The sequence below is a fragment of the Haladaptatus sp. CMAA 1909 genome (genome assembly GCF_043952005.1).
Lineage (GTDB): Archaea > Halobacteriota > Halobacteria > Halobacteriales > Haladaptataceae > Haladaptatus.
The window spans coordinates 1,188,504-1,204,863 of sequence record NZ_JBIOAV010000001.1; the positions used below are offsets into that span (position 1 = coordinate 1,188,504).

The 16,360-nt window shown below is 57.9% G+C and carries 18 protein-coding genes; 9 read left to right on the forward strand and 9 right to left on the reverse strand.

Translation table 11 applies throughout. From position 1 onward, the window contains the following. Positions 1 to 42 precede the first annotated feature (42 nt). Positions 43 to 276 carry a hypothetical protein gene (locus tag ACGYLY_RS06625; RefSeq protein WP_395282403.1) on the forward strand — a complete coding sequence of 78 codons (234 nt, stop codon included), beginning with the start codon at positions 43 to 45 and terminating at the stop codon, positions 274 to 276. On the opposite strand, the gene ACGYLY_RS06630 is transcribed toward ACGYLY_RS06625, so the two are convergent. Beyond that, a complete protein-coding gene (locus tag ACGYLY_RS06630) occupies positions 277 to 534 on the reverse strand; it encodes an MTH865 family protein (RefSeq protein WP_395282402.1) in 258 nt (85 codons plus the stop codon). A 112-nt stretch (positions 535 to 646) separates the two neighbouring features. Between ACGYLY_RS06630 and ACGYLY_RS06635 the strand changes: the two genes are divergently transcribed. Continuing rightward, complete coding sequence (locus ACGYLY_RS06635; RefSeq protein WP_395282401.1) at positions 647 to 1,696, forward strand: M42 family metallopeptidase; 1,050 nt, start codon at positions 647 to 649, stop codon at positions 1,694 to 1,696. A 292-nt stretch (positions 1,697 to 1,988) separates the two neighbouring features. Here the strand turns inward: ACGYLY_RS06635 and ACGYLY_RS06640 are convergent, their stop codons facing one another. After that, positions 1,989 to 2,195 (reverse strand): hypothetical protein, encoded by a 207-nt coding sequence (locus tag ACGYLY_RS06640; RefSeq protein ID WP_395282400.1) that lies wholly within the window; start codon positions 2,193 to 2,195, stop codon positions 1,989 to 1,991. A 72-nt stretch (positions 2,196 to 2,267) separates the two neighbouring features. Between ACGYLY_RS06640 and ACGYLY_RS06645 the strand changes: the two genes are divergently transcribed. Continuing rightward, positions 2,268 to 2,867 (forward strand): plastocyanin/azurin family copper-binding protein, encoded by a 600-nt coding sequence (locus tag ACGYLY_RS06645; protein ID WP_395282399.1) that lies wholly within the window; start codon positions 2,268 to 2,270, stop codon positions 2,865 to 2,867. Between the two features lies 1 nt (position 2,868). Here ACGYLY_RS06645 and ACGYLY_RS06650 read toward each other — a convergent pair whose 3' ends face one another. Both ACGYLY_RS06650 and ACGYLY_RS06655 read right to left on the reverse strand, forming a co-directional pair. Further along, a complete protein-coding gene (locus ACGYLY_RS06650) occupies positions 2,869 to 3,426 on the reverse strand; it encodes an FAD-dependent oxidoreductase (protein ID WP_395282398.1) in 558 nt (185 codons plus the stop codon). Between the two features lie 34 nt (positions 3,427 to 3,460). Continuing rightward, positions 3,461 to 3,937, reverse strand: coding sequence for an SRPBCC family protein (locus tag ACGYLY_RS06655; RefSeq protein WP_395282397.1), 477 nt, complete (start codon positions 3,935 to 3,937; stop codon positions 3,461 to 3,463). Positions 3,938 to 4,023: 86 nt separating this feature from the next. Here ACGYLY_RS06655 and ACGYLY_RS06660 point away from each other — a divergent pair, with 86 nt between their 5' ends. Then, positions 4,024 to 4,617 (forward strand): arsinothricin resistance N-acetyltransferase ArsN1 family B, encoded by a 594-nt coding sequence (locus tag ACGYLY_RS06660; RefSeq protein WP_395282396.1) that lies wholly within the window; start codon positions 4,024 to 4,026, stop codon positions 4,615 to 4,617. On the opposite strand, the gene lrpA1 is transcribed toward ACGYLY_RS06660, so the two are convergent. From lrpA1 to ACGYLY_RS06675, 3 genes are all read right to left on the reverse strand, one after another. Next, a complete protein-coding gene (lrpA1, locus tag ACGYLY_RS06665) occupies positions 4,610 to 5,038 on the reverse strand; it encodes an HTH-type transcriptional regulator LrpA1 (protein WP_231183596.1) in 429 nt (142 codons plus the stop codon). The two genes, ACGYLY_RS06660 and lrpA1, sit on opposite strands and share 8 nt — an antisense overlap. A 104-nt stretch (positions 5,039 to 5,142) precedes the next feature. Continuing rightward, entirely contained in the window at positions 5,143 to 6,078 is a 936-nt protein-coding gene (locus ACGYLY_RS06670; protein ID WP_231183597.1) for a thiamine pyrophosphate-dependent enzyme, read from the reverse strand. A gap of 2 nt (positions 6,079 to 6,080) precedes the next feature. Then, positions 6,081 to 7,970 (reverse strand): 2-oxoacid:acceptor oxidoreductase subunit alpha, encoded by a 1,890-nt coding sequence (locus ACGYLY_RS06675; protein WP_231183598.1) that lies wholly within the window; start codon positions 7,968 to 7,970, stop codon positions 6,081 to 6,083. A gap of 292 nt (positions 7,971 to 8,262) precedes the next feature. Here ACGYLY_RS06675 and ACGYLY_RS06680 point away from each other — a divergent pair, with 292 nt between their 5' ends. Next, positions 8,263 to 11,643, forward strand: a complete 3,381-nt coding sequence (locus tag ACGYLY_RS06680; RefSeq protein ID WP_395282395.1) for a PKD domain-containing protein — start codon at positions 8,263 to 8,265, stop codon at positions 11,641 to 11,643. An 87-nt stretch (positions 11,644 to 11,730) separates the two neighbouring features. Further along, complete coding sequence (locus ACGYLY_RS06685) at positions 11,731 to 12,630, forward strand: hypothetical protein (protein ID WP_395282394.1); 900 nt, start codon at positions 11,731 to 11,733, stop codon at positions 12,628 to 12,630. A gap of 27 nt (positions 12,631 to 12,657) precedes the next feature. Here the strand turns inward: ACGYLY_RS06685 and ACGYLY_RS06690 are convergent, their stop codons facing one another. Further along, positions 12,658 to 12,879 carry a hypothetical protein gene (locus ACGYLY_RS06690; protein ID WP_395282393.1) on the reverse strand — a complete coding sequence of 74 codons (222 nt, stop codon included), beginning with the start codon at positions 12,877 to 12,879 and terminating at the stop codon, positions 12,658 to 12,660. 3 nt (positions 12,880 to 12,882) lie between these two features. After that, positions 12,883 to 13,923: an Mrp/NBP35 family ATP-binding protein gene (locus ACGYLY_RS06695; RefSeq protein WP_395282392.1), complete on the reverse strand. Its 1,041-nt coding sequence runs from the start codon at positions 13,921 to 13,923 to the stop codon at positions 12,883 to 12,885. 172 nt (positions 13,924 to 14,095) lie between these two features. On the opposite strand from ACGYLY_RS06695, the gene moaA reads away from it, so the two are divergent. The 3 genes from moaA to ACGYLY_RS06710 all read left to right on the forward strand — a co-directional run bounded on the left by moaA (position 14,096) and on the right by ACGYLY_RS06710 (position 16,279). Continuing rightward, complete coding sequence (moaA, locus tag ACGYLY_RS06700; RefSeq protein WP_395284143.1) at positions 14,096 to 15,070, forward strand: GTP 3',8-cyclase MoaA; 975 nt, start codon at positions 14,096 to 14,098, stop codon at positions 15,068 to 15,070. 142 nt (positions 15,071 to 15,212) lie between these two features. Continuing rightward, positions 15,213 to 15,989 carry a succinylglutamate desuccinylase/aspartoacylase family protein gene (locus tag ACGYLY_RS06705; RefSeq protein ID WP_395282391.1) on the forward strand — a complete coding sequence of 259 codons (777 nt, stop codon included), beginning with the start codon at positions 15,213 to 15,215 and terminating at the stop codon, positions 15,987 to 15,989. Then, positions 15,986 to 16,279 carry a hypothetical protein gene (locus tag ACGYLY_RS06710; RefSeq protein ID WP_395282390.1) on the forward strand — a complete coding sequence of 98 codons (294 nt, stop codon included), beginning with the start codon at positions 15,986 to 15,988 and terminating at the stop codon, positions 16,277 to 16,279. The genes ACGYLY_RS06705 and ACGYLY_RS06710 overlap by 4 nt, the downstream gene beginning before the upstream one ends. Positions 16,280 to 16,360: the final 81 nt, after the last annotated feature.

The following is a 16,360-nucleotide window of genomic DNA, read 5'->3' on the forward strand; positions in this document are numbered from 1 at the left end:
ACAGTTATGTGCAGTGCTGTGGTATCCGGCACGGGGTCTACGATGGAACGTCACGAACGAGAGATGGGTGAGTACGGGGCGGAGACCGAACGAACCGCGGACATCGCGGAAATGGAAATCACGGAGCCAACCCTGACGTGGCTCGAAGTCTCACAGCCACAACAGCCGATTCCGCTCGGAGAAAACGACAGGATCCTCGACAGTCGGTTCAACGAGCAACACGACTTGTGGGAGGTACTGCTCCTTGCACTCCCGGACAAGGAAGAAGAATCGTAGTTACAGCATGTCCTTCTGTTTCAGCCCCTCGATGAGGTCATCGACGAGGGCGTCGACGTCGGCGTAGGGGAAATCCTGTGCATCGTTCATCTTCGTCGCCAGTTCCATCGCGGTAAAACTGGTGTCGCCTGCTTCGAAACGCGTTCCGGGACCGTTCGGCAGCGCCGGAACGAGTTCCATCGGGTTGCTGACGGGGTAGTCTGCGCCTTCGAATGCGTCGTGAAACTGCTGTCGGAATTCCGTTTCTTTGTCAGCCATGTCCGCCATTGTGTGAGTAAACGGCAAAAACGTTCCGGAACCACGATACACTCGTTGTGAGTTTATTCTCCGGTTCAGAGAGGTTTATACGGGGATAGGAAGGAGGTTCGGTATGGCATTCGACTTCGATTTCGAACTTCTATGTGAACTGACCGAAACGAACGGTGCGGCGGGGTACGAGGACCGAATTCGAGACATCGTTCGGCGGGAGTTGGAGGGCGAAGTCGACGAACTCCACACTGACGCGATGGGGAACGTCGTCGGGACGATAGAGGGGTCTGCGGACTACGACGTCGCAGTCGCTGCCCACATGGACGAAATCGGGTTCATGGTTCGGCACGTGAACGACGACGGGTTCGTTTCGCTCGACGCGCTCGGCGGATGGGACTCCCGCGTGCTGCGAGCGCAGCGCGTCGTCGTCCACACCGCGGACGACGACCTCCGGGGCGTCATCGGATCGGTCCCGCCGCACCTGCTCGACGGCGACGAGGGGGAAGAGGACGTCGAGGACGTTTACGTCGACCTCGGCCTTCCGGCGGACGAGGCGAACGAGCGCGTCTCCGTCGGCGATATCGTCACGATGGAACAGACGACGGTGCAGGTGGGTCAGAACGTCTCCGGCAAGGCGCTCGACGACCGGATCTGTCTCTTCGCCATGCTGGAGGCGGCAAAGCGGATCGAAAACCCTGACGCGACGATTCACTTCTGTGCCACTGTACAGGAGGAAGTCGGCCTCCGCGGTGCCACCGCGTTGGGCGTCGACGTGGATCCCGATCTCGCCGTCGCCCTCGACGTGACCGTCGCCAACGACTTTCCCGCGGTCAGCAAGGAGCGTGACTACGTGACCACTCTCGGCGACGGAACCGCGATAAAACTCAAGGACGGAAGCGTCGTCACGACGCCGAAAGTCCACCGCCGGATGCGCTCGGTGGCCGAGGAACGCGACATCCCGTACCAACTCGAAGTCCTTCCCTCGGGTGGCACCGACACCGCTGGATTCCAGAACACCTACGGCGCGAAACCGGTCGGCGCGATTTCGATTCCGACGCGCTACCTCCACACCGTCACCGAGAGCGCCAACGGCGACGACGTGTCGGCGACCATCGACCTCCTCACCGCTTTCCTCGAAACCGAGGACGGCAGCCACGATTACGCATTATAAACCCCACCTTTCAGCCACCACCTTTTACGACGGTCGCGGGAAGAGCGATGGCGAATGCCATCGCTCTTGCTGGCTCCCTGTAAAAGCTGGACCAAAAGCACTCCTCCCTCGCTCCACTACGTTCCGCTCGATCGTCGGCCCGGAAAATCGGAGATTTTCCGGTGAAGACGCTAGGGACAAGCGACTGTGTCTCCAAGCGTTCGAGAAGTTCCATCGCTTGCTCATCCCCGGGATTTGCGTCGATAGCCGATTTCTGGCGGTCGTCTCAATGGCCAACCGCTCCCTACGGTCGCTATTTCTCGGTGAGCGACCGGAGGGAGCGATAGGCTGGATGAAATTCCACGACAAGCGTACTCACCGTGAGCGAGCGAAGCGAGCGAACGGGCCGAGGAACCCCCGACGGAGCGACTGGAAGGAGCGACGGAAGTGGGGTGACGTGGTGCTTTTGGTCGAGCTTTTTCAGGGAGACGGTTCGTGGCGGGTCGATCCGACCCGCCACGAACGTTCGACCGTAGAAAAAGGTCGTAGGCAAACCAAAGTATTCAGTACCCACCGGTACTAACCCCCGGCCATGACAGATGGGGAAGCGGACGAATCGGTTACTCGACGTGGATTTCTCCTCGGTTCTGCGGGCGTCGTCGCGGCTGGTGCAGCCGGAACGGCGGCTGCACAGGAAAGCGGGACGACGAGTTCCGGTGGAAATAGCAGCTCGAACAGTAGTTCCGGCGGCGGCGGTGGAGCGACGAAACAAGTGATCGTCGGGCCGGGCGGCGACCTCACGTTCGACCCGGACAAGCTGACGGTGACGCCCGGAACGACCGTGAAGTTCGTCTGGAAATCGGACGGCCACAACGTCGTGCCCGAAAGCCAACCCGAAGGCGCTGGCTGGGAAGGGACGGGAAGCGCGAGCGAGTTGTTCGACACGGGCTACACCTACTCGCACACGTTCAGTACGGCCGGCGAGTACGCGTATCACTGTTCGCCGCACAAGAGCGCCGGGATGACCGGCACCATCACCGTTGGTGCTGCCGGCGGCGGTTCGTCGGAACCGGCGATTCCGGGCAACGCGAAGACGCTCGGCCTCGCCACCTCCGGTGCGCTAGCGTTCACCCTCTCGCTGGGCTACTTCTTCATGAAGTTCGGCGGGGACTACGGCGAGTCCATCGAGTAGCCTACTCCGCGTCCTCCGGTGTGTCGAAGTCGTGGAAGGCACGTCCCTTTTCCGTGCTCAGGATGTCCAAGCCAGCGGCCGCACCGCCGCCGACGGAGATCGCCGCCTGAATCTTATCGGAGCGGGCCGACCACCCGGCGGCGTAGGCGTTTTCGACCGTCGTTTCGTTGTCCATGTCCGTCTTCACCGTGCCGTCGTCGTTCAGTTCACAGCCGAGGTCCTCGGCCATGTCGCGTGACCGCCCGGTAGAGAAGATGACGTAGGCGGCGTCGTACTCGCCGTCGTCCGTTATAACGGTAAATCCGTCCTCCGACCGTTCGACGCCCGTTACCTCCTCGCCCTGCTTTCGTTCGACACCCTGTTCGTCCACCTGCTCGCGGGCTGTTTCCATGAACTCGCCGCCGTCGATGCTCTTGATTCCGAGGTAGTTGAACAGGTGGGCTGCGTGCATCGCGGTGTCATCCGTATCGAAAACGACCGTGTCGAGACCGTTTTTCGCGGTGAACAGTGCCCCACTCAATCCGGCTGGGCCGCCGCCGATAACAGCTACGTCTGACATACGGTGACAGCTACCACCCTAACGGGGATAAACTTCATCGCTCCAGCAAGTCCTTCGTCTTTCGATGTCGATATGCGAACATGGGTTCGAAGCCCACCTTCGCGAACGGACTTCCCGTTTCGCCGAGCGCCGGGAATCGGTAGTCCACCACGTCTCGAACCAGCGTTTTCCCGTCTCCGGCGTAGAACTGGTGGGTGTGTTGCCACTCGGGAAACGGTCCCCCGTCCATCTCGTCTCGAAACATCGCGGCCCCGTCCTCCTCCGTCCGCTGGACGATTGTCGAGGTCCATCGCTGGCGCGGCCCCGTTCCGAACGGTCGGAGCGACATTCGGATTTCCGTTCCCGCTTCCAGCACGTCCGGGTCAGAGTCCCCGTCCGGTCCGCGGACCTCCTCCACGCGGAGGTTCATCCACTCCGGTGTCAACGCTTCCAAGCCGTCCACGGTCGAGTAGAACCGCCAGACCTCATCGAACGGCGCATCGACCCACACTTCGCGCTGATACGTGGCCATCGTTTCGGATTCCGTCCCTCGGCTTAAACGTCTTATGCGCAACCAGTCCGACAGCGATTTATTTCGGTCCGCGTTCTACTCCCTGCATGCTCAGCCTTCGACTCGCCGAAATCACCGATGCCGCCGAAATCGCGGCCATCTACGCACCCATCGTCCGCGAGACGGTCATCTCGTTCGAGACGACGCCACCGGATTCCGAGGAGATAGCGGACCGGATCCGAGCGACACTCCCGACCTATCCGTGGCTCGTCTGTGAACTGGACGGGGACCTCCTCGGATACGCCTACGCCGGGTCCCATCGCTCGCGCGAGGCGTATCAGTGGTCGGTGGACGTTTCCGTGTACATCCACTCCGAGTATCGCCGGTCGGGGGTCGGAAAGGGACTCTATCGGGCGTTGTTCTCGCTTCTCGAAGCGCAAGGATTCTACAACGCGTACGCAGGAATCGCGCTCCCGAACGCGGCCAGCGTCGGCCTGCACGAATCGCTCGGCTTCGAACACGTCGGAACGTACGAGGACGTGGGGTACAAAAACGACGCGTGGCGGAGCGTCGGCTGGTGGCAACGGACGCTACGATCTCACGACGAAAGCCCCGAGCCACCGCGTCCCGTTACGGAACTCCCGGAGAAAGCCGTGACTGATGCGTCGAACGATGGTCGAGAACCGATACGAGTTACTTGAGGCGCTCTTGAAGGAACGACGGATGGGCCGCGGTCACGCCATCGATGGTGAGAATTTCGTCGCTGATGACGCTCCCGACGGCGCCGCCGTTCGGCGCACGCACTTCGGCCATCAGCATGTGGTCGCCGCTGCAGGTGTAGAGCGTGTCGATGTCCGCCAACTCCTGTAGCGCTCGGGTCGCCTCGACGTAGCGTTCGCTTTCGACGTCGATACCGACGAGCGCGATGCTCTGGCTGGACAGCTTTTTGGGGTCTATCTCCGCCGAATAGCCGACGATGACGCCCTCGTCTTCGAGCTTCTCGATGTATTTTCGAACGGTCGGTTTCGAAACACCGGCCCGATCCGCTATCTCCGAGTACGACGCCTGTGCATCGTCCTCTAACACGCGGAGAATCCGGTCTTCGGTCGATTCCGTGCTCATGTTACCGGTATGTTTCCCGCACAGGAAAAAATACCTTGCGAAGTGAAAAACACATTGACGGCCACGAAAACCTTGTTCGAAACGTCGAGAACGGTGAAACGAGATTACTTGTGCCGGTCGAGCAGGTCGTAGCTACGCTCCCACTCGTAATCGTCGTCGAAGTACCGCTCCGCGAGCGGCGTTTCCGGCATGTCGCCCGTCGACTGTTTCTCCTGCTGGTAGGAGGGGCGCTCGTCGTCCACGTAGAAGCGACCGGTAAGGACCTTGCCCTCGTAGAGCGCGTCCTCGGCGTCGTGCATCGCTTCCATCGCCTCACGGCGGTCGTGGATGTCGAAGTCGTAGTCGTCGCTGTCCTGCACGTCGATGTACGGGACGTACTGCTTTGCGTCCTTGTTCCACGTCGGACACTGCGTGAGGAAGTCCACGTGTGCGAACCCGTCGTGTTCCATGGCCTCGGCGAGGATTTCCTTCGCCTGATTCGGATTGACGGCCGCCGTTCGCGCGACGTACGTCGCACCCGAGGTCAGCGAGAGCGAGAGCGGTCGAATCGGGCTCTTCGCGTTTCCGCGCGGTTGGGTCTTCGACTTGTGACCTTTCGGCGACGTGGGCGACGTCTGCCCCTTCGTCAGTCCGAAGATCTCGTTGTCGAAGACGATGTAGGTCATGTCGTGGTTCTCACGAGCCGTGTGCATGAAGTGGTTCCCGCCGATTCCGTAGCCGTCTCCGTCACCGCCGGCGGCGATGACTTCGAGGTCGGGGTTGGCGAGTTTGGCCGCGCGCGCGACCGGCAGGGACCGCCCGTGGATGGAGTGGAAGCCGTAGCTCTGGAAGTAGCTCGAAAGCTTCCCGGAACAGCCGATACCCGTGACGAGGAGCGTTTCGTCTGGCGTTCGGCCCACCTCGGGCATCGCCTGTTTCAGCGCCTTGAGGACGCCGAAGTCACCACAGCCCGGACACCACGTCGCCTGCGGTTCGAGGCTGGGCGTGAACTCGTTCACGTCGATTTCTCGTTCTTCTTCGATTGCGTTGAATACACTCATTTTCAGTCACCCGTTGCGGATTCGATGCGCGTGTTGTGCGCTGGCTCGGCACTGCCGTCGAGTCGTGCTTCGAAGCCGTCTACGATGTCGGTCGGCTCGAACGGGTTGCCGTCGTATTTCAGCAGGCTGTACAGTTTGTCGCCGTGCTTGCCGGTCGCCGCCTGAATGTGGCGGCGGAACTGTGCCGTGGCGTTCATCTCGACGACGAGTGCCTCGTCGACGTCTTCGAGGAACGCGTTGACCTCGTTCTTCGGGAACGGCACCATGTCGCTGACGTTCATGGCCTTGACCGAGTGGCCGTCCTCGTTCAGCATGTCGACTGCCTCTTCGACGGCACCCTTCGTGCTACCGAAGTTGAGGATGGCGTAGTCAGCGTCGTCCTCGCCGTAAGCGGTCTGGTGGGACTCATCCATCGAGTCGAGATCATCGCGGATCGCGGTGAGCTTCTCCATCCGTCGGTCCATCTGCGTGACGCGGTTGTCCGCATCCTCGCTGATGTGACCGGCCTCGTTGTGTTCGTTACCGGACGCGAGGAAGTTGCCGCCCTTCTGTCCCGGAAGGGACCGCGGGCTGACGCCGTTCTCGCCGTCGTAGCGGTAGCGCTTGAACCGACCGGCGAGGCGCTCGCCTTGCTCGATTTCCTCCTCGGTTACGACTTCGCCGATGTCCGGATTCGGCTCGCGGTCGAACGTGGATTCCGGAACCGTCTCGTGACCGCCGGAGAGTTTCTGGTCGTAGAGGATGATGCTCGGAATCTGGTAGTTGTACGCGAGTTCGAACGCCTTTCGCGTCTGAATGTACGATTCACGCGCATCACCCGGCGCGAAGACGACGCGGTTCGAGTCGCCTTGACTCGTGTACAGGACGTGTTCGAGGTCGCCCTGTTCCGGCTTCGTCGGCATCCCCGTGGAGGGGCCTGCGCGCATCGATTCGACCAACACGATGGGCGTCTCAGTGATTTCCGCGAGTCCGAGCGGTTCGGACATCAGCGCGAATCCGCCACCGGACGACCCGCTCATCGCCTTTGCGCCCGCGTGGCTCGCACCGATTGCGAGCGAGGCGGCGGCGATTTCGTCCTCGACCTGTTCGGAGATTCCGCCGAGGTCGGGGAGGTGCTGGGTCATGATGGTGAACACGTCGGTCCACGGTGTCATGGGATATCCGGCGATGAACCGGCATCCCTCGTCGATGGCACCGTAGGCGATACCGTGACTGCCGGAGACCAGAACTTGGTCGTCGTCGTAGTCGCTCTCGGGGACCGTGACGCCGACGTCCGTGTCGTAGTTCTCCTGGAGGTCCTCGTACGACGCGCGGAGAACCTCGAGGTTCGGCTCGAGGATCTTCTCCGGCATGGCTTCGCTCATCAGCTCTTCCACGATATCGAGGTCGAGACCGATGATGGCGCACGTCGCGCCGATACCAGCCGTGTTCCGCATGATTTCACGGCCGTACTCCTTGGCGAGTCCGCGAAGGTCCAAGTCGAAGACGTGCCAGTTGTTCTCCTCGACACGTTCTTCGAAGTCCGGGACGTCGTCCGTGTCGAGCAGTCCCGAATCGTAGATGATAACGCCGCCTTCGCGGAGTTCGTCCAAGTTCTCCGTCAGGGGTTTTATCTCTTCGTTGCCGTAGTAGGCTTCTTCCTGTGGATTCCGCGCGAAGCTGTCTCCGAGCGCGAGGAGGAAGTTGTAGTTGTCCCCGCGCGATTTGACTTCGTGGTCTCCCGCGCGAATCTCCACGTAGGTGTGGCCGCCGCGAATACGCGACGGATAGTGCCGGTGCGTGAATACGTGTAACCCTGCTCGCATGAGGGCTTTTGCAAAGTTCTGACTCGTCGAGTCGATTCCGTCTCCGGAACCGCCTGCGATTCGCCAGATGAGTTCGTCATCCGTCATAATTGAAGCTCCTGGCCTCCCGGCCTGGTGGATAAGAGTTGAGTCGCTAGGTGGTAAAGCCTTTGCCATAGATTAGCAAGGAACTATTGTGATAGATGCCCCGTAGCGGCTGATTTCGGGCGTTTCGCGTGAAAAAACTTCCTATTTATTAATGGATAACTGAACGTCAATTAGGAGGCTATTGCGGATAACTTACTCGTTGCGTTGTTTTCTCTTTCTACTATTTCAATATAAGAAATAGGATAAATCAAATAACTTTTTAAAGTAAAAGGATACAAAGTCCGTCGAACGAATGAATCGAGTCGTTTCAAGCACCCTCGTGCTACTACTTCTCGCCACGTCGGTTCTCCCGCCAGTAACGACGGCAAACGAACCGCCCCTCGCAGACGCTGGACTCGACCAGCACGTCTCGCGCGGAAGCACAGTTCTCCTCGACGCAACCGGCTCTCACGACCCGGACGGAACTATCGAGCGATACGACTGGTCGATAGAAACCCGCGGCGGGCGAACCATCACACCGAATTGCCCGAATTGCTCTCGAACCCGATTCCGACCGAACGCCGTCGGGACGTACATCGTTTCCGTGACGGTTACCGACGAGGACGGCGCAAAAAGTCAGGACACACTCTACGTCACCGTCTCCCCGGGAGCGAACCCGGAGGTGGATGTCTCGGGTCCGGAAACTCCTCGGGTAGGAGAGCAAGCCGTCTACTCCGCGACCGTCGATGCCGGTTCCGCTCCGCTCGACCACATCGTTTGGTCGCTCGACGGGACGACGATCGCAACCGATTCGCTTTCGGAAGCAAACGATGTCGACACCATCACGAGATCGTTTCCGAACACCGGTACACGAACCATTACCGCCACCGTTTACGATTCGGACGGGCAAACCGATACCGAATCGTTCGACCTGTCTATTCGACGGAGTCGAAAACAACCTCAACCGACGCCCGATTCTCCCTCATCTACCCCAATCGCTGAGGAATACTTGCCGACGATTACCGGCGACGAGGTAGTTACAGGGACGCGGCCGCTTCGAGGGTCCTACAGTGTGCAATCCGCACCCAGTTCGAGCCACGTTCGTTCCGTTAGTTGGTTCGGGGATGGCGCTCGACTTGGAAGCGGGAGATCGATCACGACCGATTGGGAAACGGGGGACCATTCCTTGTATGCGATGGTCACATATTCGGATGGATCCAACGACATCGCCCGCTTTTCAGACGGGTCAACGACCGTTGTCGCCGACCCCAAACCCAGCGTCGAGTTGCCATCGCTGGACAGTTACGGTGCAGTTTCCGGCCGCGCTACTGGGTCGGATCCGTACGATAACCTTCGGTCGGTACACGTCCGACTCGGCGGAACGGAGATCGGCCATACCAAGATGGATGCCACTTCTCCCGGGAGAATGCAGCGCTATCGGACGGTGTCGTTCGACTCCCAAAAGTTCGAAGCAGGGAAGCAGTACACGCTCACCGTGACCGCCGTCGACACACGAGGGCAAACGAGTACGCTTGAACGAACGCTAACTCCCGCAAAAATGCCGGAGATCATCCAGTCAGGCTTCGTGAAAAACAATGTCGACTCGTACGACGAGCGGATCGATCCGAAGCGGTACACTGCACACCACGTCACGAAGATAGATCTGAATGGAGTTGATCCGGAGGATGTTCGAATTGTACCGGTTGGAGAACGTCGCTATGTGAAGAAAATAGATCAATCTCGGAGACAAAAAGACGGTGATTTGATTATAGATTCTCATTTTTCAGGGAAATTCCCAAAAAATTACAGAATGAGTAGAGATTATAACATAGTGAATGGAAAGACAGGGAATCTCGAAAAATCATTTACAAAAGAGTTCACACTTCGTGTAAAACCGAGCTCTCCTGAAATCCGTCTGACAGTTATCAACGATGGGACAACCGGTTACAACCCATCAGATTGGGGAATGGTTGTTGATGCGAGCGATTCTTTTGACCCGGATGGTTCAGAGTTAAAATTCACTTGGAAAAAGGGTGCCGAACCGATTACACCCGATAACATGACTGCGAAATTTCGATCGGTCGAGTTTGCTGAGCTAGAAGTAGAGGATGAATATGGCCTCACCTCTCGTCGCCAGTATAATTTCCTCGATGACTACGTACCGAACGTCCAAGACGTTACTGTCCTATCGGAAGGACCCTACAAACCGAACGATACAGTACGTTTGCGAGTTACTACGGATCAGTATCAATTCAGTAAAAACAGCTATCATCTATACTACAAACTGGGGCTGTCTATCGAAGGTGCCACGGGGACTGTTGATAATTGGCAGAAAAGAGTGATCTCTCCGGATGAGATTAACATTAGCGACCCGCGATTCTACACTGGTGTCGTGGAAATCCCTGCGTCTGAACTTTTTGACCCGAGTGAGCGTCCGAAACTCCGAGTCTATAATCAAGACAAACCGGAGACGAATAAAGAGGTCGAGATCCCGGAGGTTGAGGTGTTACGGGCATACGGAACAGTCTGGAAGAATCCTCGAATAAAGAGTACGGAGTATCTGGTCAAACGACCGACTTATAAGTGGAAACTCGCAACGTCGCCCTCGAAACGCGACAACTACCTTTCGAAGGGGTACACGATTGACTCGAAGAGTCGTGACGGCTTCGAATATACTCTTGAAGAGCGCAAAAAGGTGGAGGATGCGAAATACGAGGATGTAGATCGTTCATTCTCGAATGAACTACAGCAGTCCGCATTCCTACAAGGACATCCGGACTGGTGGTCCACGGGTCGTGAAGCGGAAAAACACACTTACACGACCACCGAACACGAATGGCGCGATTCGAAATCGGGCAGAGGAACATTCACTGGAAGAACGCGCCGGGTACAAACGCACCCACCCGAGTATCGAACGTTGAAGGAATATGCTCACGAGTACAGAGTGGAGAAAACGGGAACGAGAACGGTCCGGAAGACAAAGCAAGTCGAAGTGACGAAAACGGATACGAAGTACGTGATGCAGTGCAGTCCGTACGGAATCTGCCTCGAAGTCCCGGAGGAGTACACGTACACGACGACGGTCACGAGAACCTACACGACGACAGAGGAGTACACGTATACGGTGCCCAGGACGAGCACCTACTGGTCGTACCAAAAGTTCCATTTCGATGATTGGGCCACGGGGAATCGAAAACGAGTGAAGGTCGAGGACGCCGAATACAAGACGCAGTATCGGTTCGAGTATTCGGAACGGCATACCCGCGTCGACTACACCTACGGTGTACAAACTCGAGAAAAGGTTCGAGATGCTCAGTACGAGTGGCAACAAAAGTCCACCACGGCGAAGCGGGACGTCGCGATGTCGCTCACTCAAGCTGACAACTGGCGAATCGGAAGCTATCGTCCGAAAATAACATGGAGTCTGAAGAAACCGACCGGTACTAAAACTGCAACTGTTGACCATTATCTGGAAAAGGATACCGTCGTGATGACCTATGTGACTGCAAAAGTAAATGTCGTTCAGCAGTACGTCACCCAAGGTGGAGAGATTCGGAATGATACGGTAGGTGATAAAGTCATCAGTCAATCATATTATGGATTGTTGACTAAAAGTGAAATGAAATATCAATTGTTGATTCATGATGAGGAGACGAAGAATAGCTGTAATGGAGAAACGCACTGCATCACCTGACACATTAATTTTATATATTTTCAAGATCCAATCTGCTATATGAGATGTGAAGTGAAAACTTTCGTTGGTTTAATGCTACTTCTACTGTTGGTATCAGTTTCAGTAGTTGCTGCTGGCTCTGACACAATAAACGCCTCTGACTGTTCAGTATCGAAGGTCGGAAAGGAGAGAACACTACAATCTCCTCGAGGCATTTGTGTCAAATCAATAATGGTTGGGGAGGTATTTCATGTTTCAGTTCGGAATCCCTCATCCAGATATTTACAGAATGCTGGGTTCGTCATTTATGTTGATGATACGCGGTACACTCGGAGCTTCTTCGATCTTCAATCAGGTGAAAATGTCTCCAAGCATATCCAGATAACAGATGGATTAGATGCCGTCAAGAACAACCATACCGTGACAATTTCAACCGTGGGAAAGTATACCACCTACAACTTCACCAAGAAGATCAACGCATCATCAACACAGGAAATTCCGACTCCATATATCGAAAACGTCACGGTAGCTGATGGAATGATCGATGGCGAACCGTCCGCTGTGGCCTACGTGACGCTGGTCAATCCATCTATACGACGATATCCGACGAAGTTGTTCGTCCACACTATTGGAACGGACGGCAGTTACTATACACCGTCACCACAACCCAACAATTCGACGACAGTGAAGGTCGAACTGCTCGATGAGCGTGGGTCGAAGATTGCGGGCGAAGTTCGTCTGTACACCGGCAACCTCACGAACAAGCAGGGTGGACTCGACCAGGTCGGATTCGTCGGGAAAGCAGGAGAGGGGACGAAACAGTGGAACGAATCGTTCCAGCCGGTTCGTCCAACGTGGATGAACAACCACTACGAGTACGAAAACGACACGTACTCCCAAAGTCTCGGTGAAAAGCTGAGTGGGAACCGCGAAGTTGCTGGGATTCCGGTGTTCTACCTCGGGATGATCGTCCTCGTCGGTGTGTTTTTCATTCGACGCTGGCGATAGAACCTCCGGAGTGGGTTATCGACTGGTCTATCGACCGGTCTCTTCCTTCGTCCGAATGATTTGGCGCATGTTGAGGAAGATGTCACGCGGCGTCGTCTCCTCGTTCGGGTCGAACAGGTCGCTGACCCGGTAGAGCATCGCGGCGACCAGTTTGCTCTCGCTCGACTCGCCGCGGATGTCGTCGCCGATGTCGCGGAGCGTTTCCATTCGCTCTTTGTCGGGGGCGAACGGTTCGGATTCGCCTGCCATCGTTTACTCCCCTTGCTGTCGGCGGCGGTTGATGATACCGACGTTGTTGGCGACGTTTTCGGTCAGGGTGCGGAACGCACCTCCGGTGTCACTGTCGTCGTCGAGGACGATGGGGGTTCCTTCGTCGCCGCCACTTCGGACGGAGGGGTCGAGCGGAATCGAACCGAGGAAGGGCATGTCGTGGTCCTCGGCGAACTCGACTCCGCCGCCGTGACCGAAGATGTCGTGTTCGCTGCCGCAGTCCGGGCATTTGAAGGTACTCATGTTTTCGGCGATTCCGAGAACAGGGGTGTCGTGCTTGCCGAACATTTGCAGCCCCTTGTTCGCGTCGTCGATCGCGACCTGTTGGGGTGTCGTGACGATGACGGCACCCGTGACGGGGACGCTCTGAAGGAGCGTGAGCTGTGTATCGCCGGTCCCGGGCGGCAAGTCGACGACCATGTAGTCTAACTGGCCCCATTCGACGTCTTCCCAGAGTTGAGTGAGGACTTTGTGAACCATAGGGCCGCGCCAAATCACGGGGTCATCCTTCCCGGTGAGGAACGCCATGCTCATCAGTTTCACGCCGAACTTCACCGGCGGGACGAGTTGTTGTTCCTCGGTGGCTCGTGGTCGTTCGTTGGCATCGACCATTCGAGGAACGTTGGGACCGTAAACGTCGGCGTCGAACAGACCGACGCGAGCGCCGAGGTTAGCGAGTCCCGCGGCGAGGTTGACCGCGACGGTGCTTTTTCCGACGCCACCCTTTCCGGATGCGACCGCGATGATGTTTTTGACGCCGGGAAGCACTTGCTCTTCCGGCGAGAGTTGGGTATCGACGCGCGCCGAGAGTTCGGTATCGATCCCCTCGTCGCCGAGCGCTTCGCGGACGCGACTGGCGATCTCGGATTCGTGGGGTGCGTACGGCGCACCGAGCGCGAGTGAAATCCGTGCTGTCCACTCTTCGACCGTCACGTCGTTTACGAGGCCGAGAGAGACGATATCTTCGCCGAGGTCGGGATCCTCGACCGTTCGGAGAACGGTTCGAACGTCAGTTTCATCCATGTGATGACGTTACGGTTCGATTTGTCGATAAGGCTTGTGAAGGCGAAGGACGTGACTCTCCAAATAATGGGATCGGTTTCCACTAGCTCTGAGACGATACGTAATCGAATTCGGTTACATTCGGGGCACTTTCGCCCACGACTTTAAGAATCAGCGGGAATAAATTGGGATGATGCTCGAAGATTCGTTCGGGCGCGAAGTTACGGGGGTACGCGTTTCGCTGACCGACCGGTGTAATTTCGACTGCGTCTACTGCCACAATGAGGGGTTGGGAGACACGCGGGGACCGATGGAACCGGGTGACGACGAGATGGGTACCGACGACGTAGTTCGGTTTCTGGAGGTCGCCCGCGAGTTCGACGTCGGAAAGGTGAAGTTTACCGGCGGCGAGCCGATGCTTCGCGAGGATTTGGAGGAGATAATCCGTCGGACGCCGGACGGCATGGAAACGTCCCTGACGACGAACGGGACGTTCCTTCCAGGACGGGCGGAGGAACTTCGGGAAGCGGGTCTATCACGGGTAAACGTCTCACAGGACGCGCTCGACCCGCAAGATTTCGCGGAAGTGACCAAAAGCGGGGCGTACGACAAAGTGCTCCAAGGGGTTGAGGCCGCCCTCGATGCCGGACTCGACCCGGTGAAGCTCAACATGGTCGTCTTCGAGGCGACGGCAGGGTACGTTCCCAAGATGGTCGACCACGTCGCGGAGAACGATGGGTTGCAGTTGCAACTCATCGAGTACATGCCCGAGTTGACCGGTAACCCCGAGTGGGCCATCGACATCCAGCGGGTTCACGATTGGCTCGAAGAACAGGCGGACGAGATAGAAATCCGCGAGATGCACGGGCGGAAGCGATACTGGGTCGGAGACGGAATGGTAGAAATCGTCGATCCGGTGGAGAACCCGAGTTTTTGTTCGAATTGCCATCGCGTGCGCGTCACGCACGAAGGATTCCTCAAGGGATGTCTCAACCGCAACGACGACTTGCGGCCGATGGGCGAAATGACGAAATCCGAAATCCGGTCGGCGTTCCGTGAGACGGTGGCGAACCGGGTCCCGTACTACGGTGAGTACATGGTCCGAAACGACGACGGGGAGTGGGAGATAAACGACCGATACATCGACGACCAGTACATCGACGCCTGAGGGTGTTTTTGTTCGGGTTTCGTTCCGTTCTCGCTCCGTTCTCGTTCCGTTCTCGTTCCGGTTTCCTTCGCTATCGATGTTCATACTCGCCACGCACGCGAGGGCGACAAGGTTGATAGTACTCGCTTGCGGGGATTTTCGTATGCGACGCCGCTCACTGCTTTCGAAGGCGGGCGTATTTCTCGCCGGAAGTACGGCTATGTCCGTCGCCGGAAGTGGACTGGAGGGTCCCGAACCGTCGTATCGAATCCTCCCGGAGACGAAGTACGAAACGGGTGTATTCGTTCGGGAGGGGACGGACGACGGACCGACGGCTATTGTCGTCGGAGGGATACACGGGGACGAACAGTGTGGCTATCGTGCCGCGAACGATATCGCGCGGTGGCAAATCGACCGGGGGAAGTTAGTGGTGCTACCGAAGGCGAATCGGGTGGCGATTCGGAAAAACCGACGCGAGGGCGAACACGGTGACTTGAACCGCCAGTTTCCGACCGGCGAGGAACCGGAGACGGAGTTGGCCCGTGCCATCTGGAACATGGTCGAGCGACACGACCCGGACGTGGTTCTCGATTTACACCGGTCGGTCGGCATCTACGGCTATCACGAGTCGTCGGTCGGGCAGGTGATTTGGCCGACGGACGCCGGAAACGCGAGCGAGTACGCGAACCGGACGACGAAGGAGTTGAACGGGAGCGTCGTCCCGTGGTACATGCCGTTTCACGAGTATCGTCGCGGCGGCGAACTCGACGGGTCGAGACCGATGTTGGTGCACAAGGTGGCGGGCGAACTCGATTGCCCCGGGTACATCGTGGAGACGACGGAGTTCTTCCTCGATGCCGACACGCGCGTTCGATGGGAGCGTGCGGCGGCGACCGACCTCCTATCTCGTCACGGTATCGAACAGCGAGGGGACTCATGAATGGAACCGTGAACGTGCGTCGATTGTTCGGCGGGCGGGCCGTCTGGGGATGGTATCTCCTGTTGGTCGGTCCGGTCGCCCTCGGAGCGTTCGACACTCGATTGATGACGCCACTCGCCCTGCCGGGGTACGTCGCGCTCACCATCGGAAGCTCGTTCGGGAGTCGCCTGTTTCCGACGCTCGAACTGTGGGTGTTCTGGGGGCCGCTTCTCGTCGGTGCCTATTTCGTATCCGTGGCGCTTGCGGCGGCCTCTCATGCGGTTCGGGAGACATTCGTTGCGTTTAAATAGTAACCACCGGTAGATTGCAGTGCAGACACCTGTAGGGGCACGCGTCCCGAGTCCGGAAGGGCGAACATACACGAACGAGTG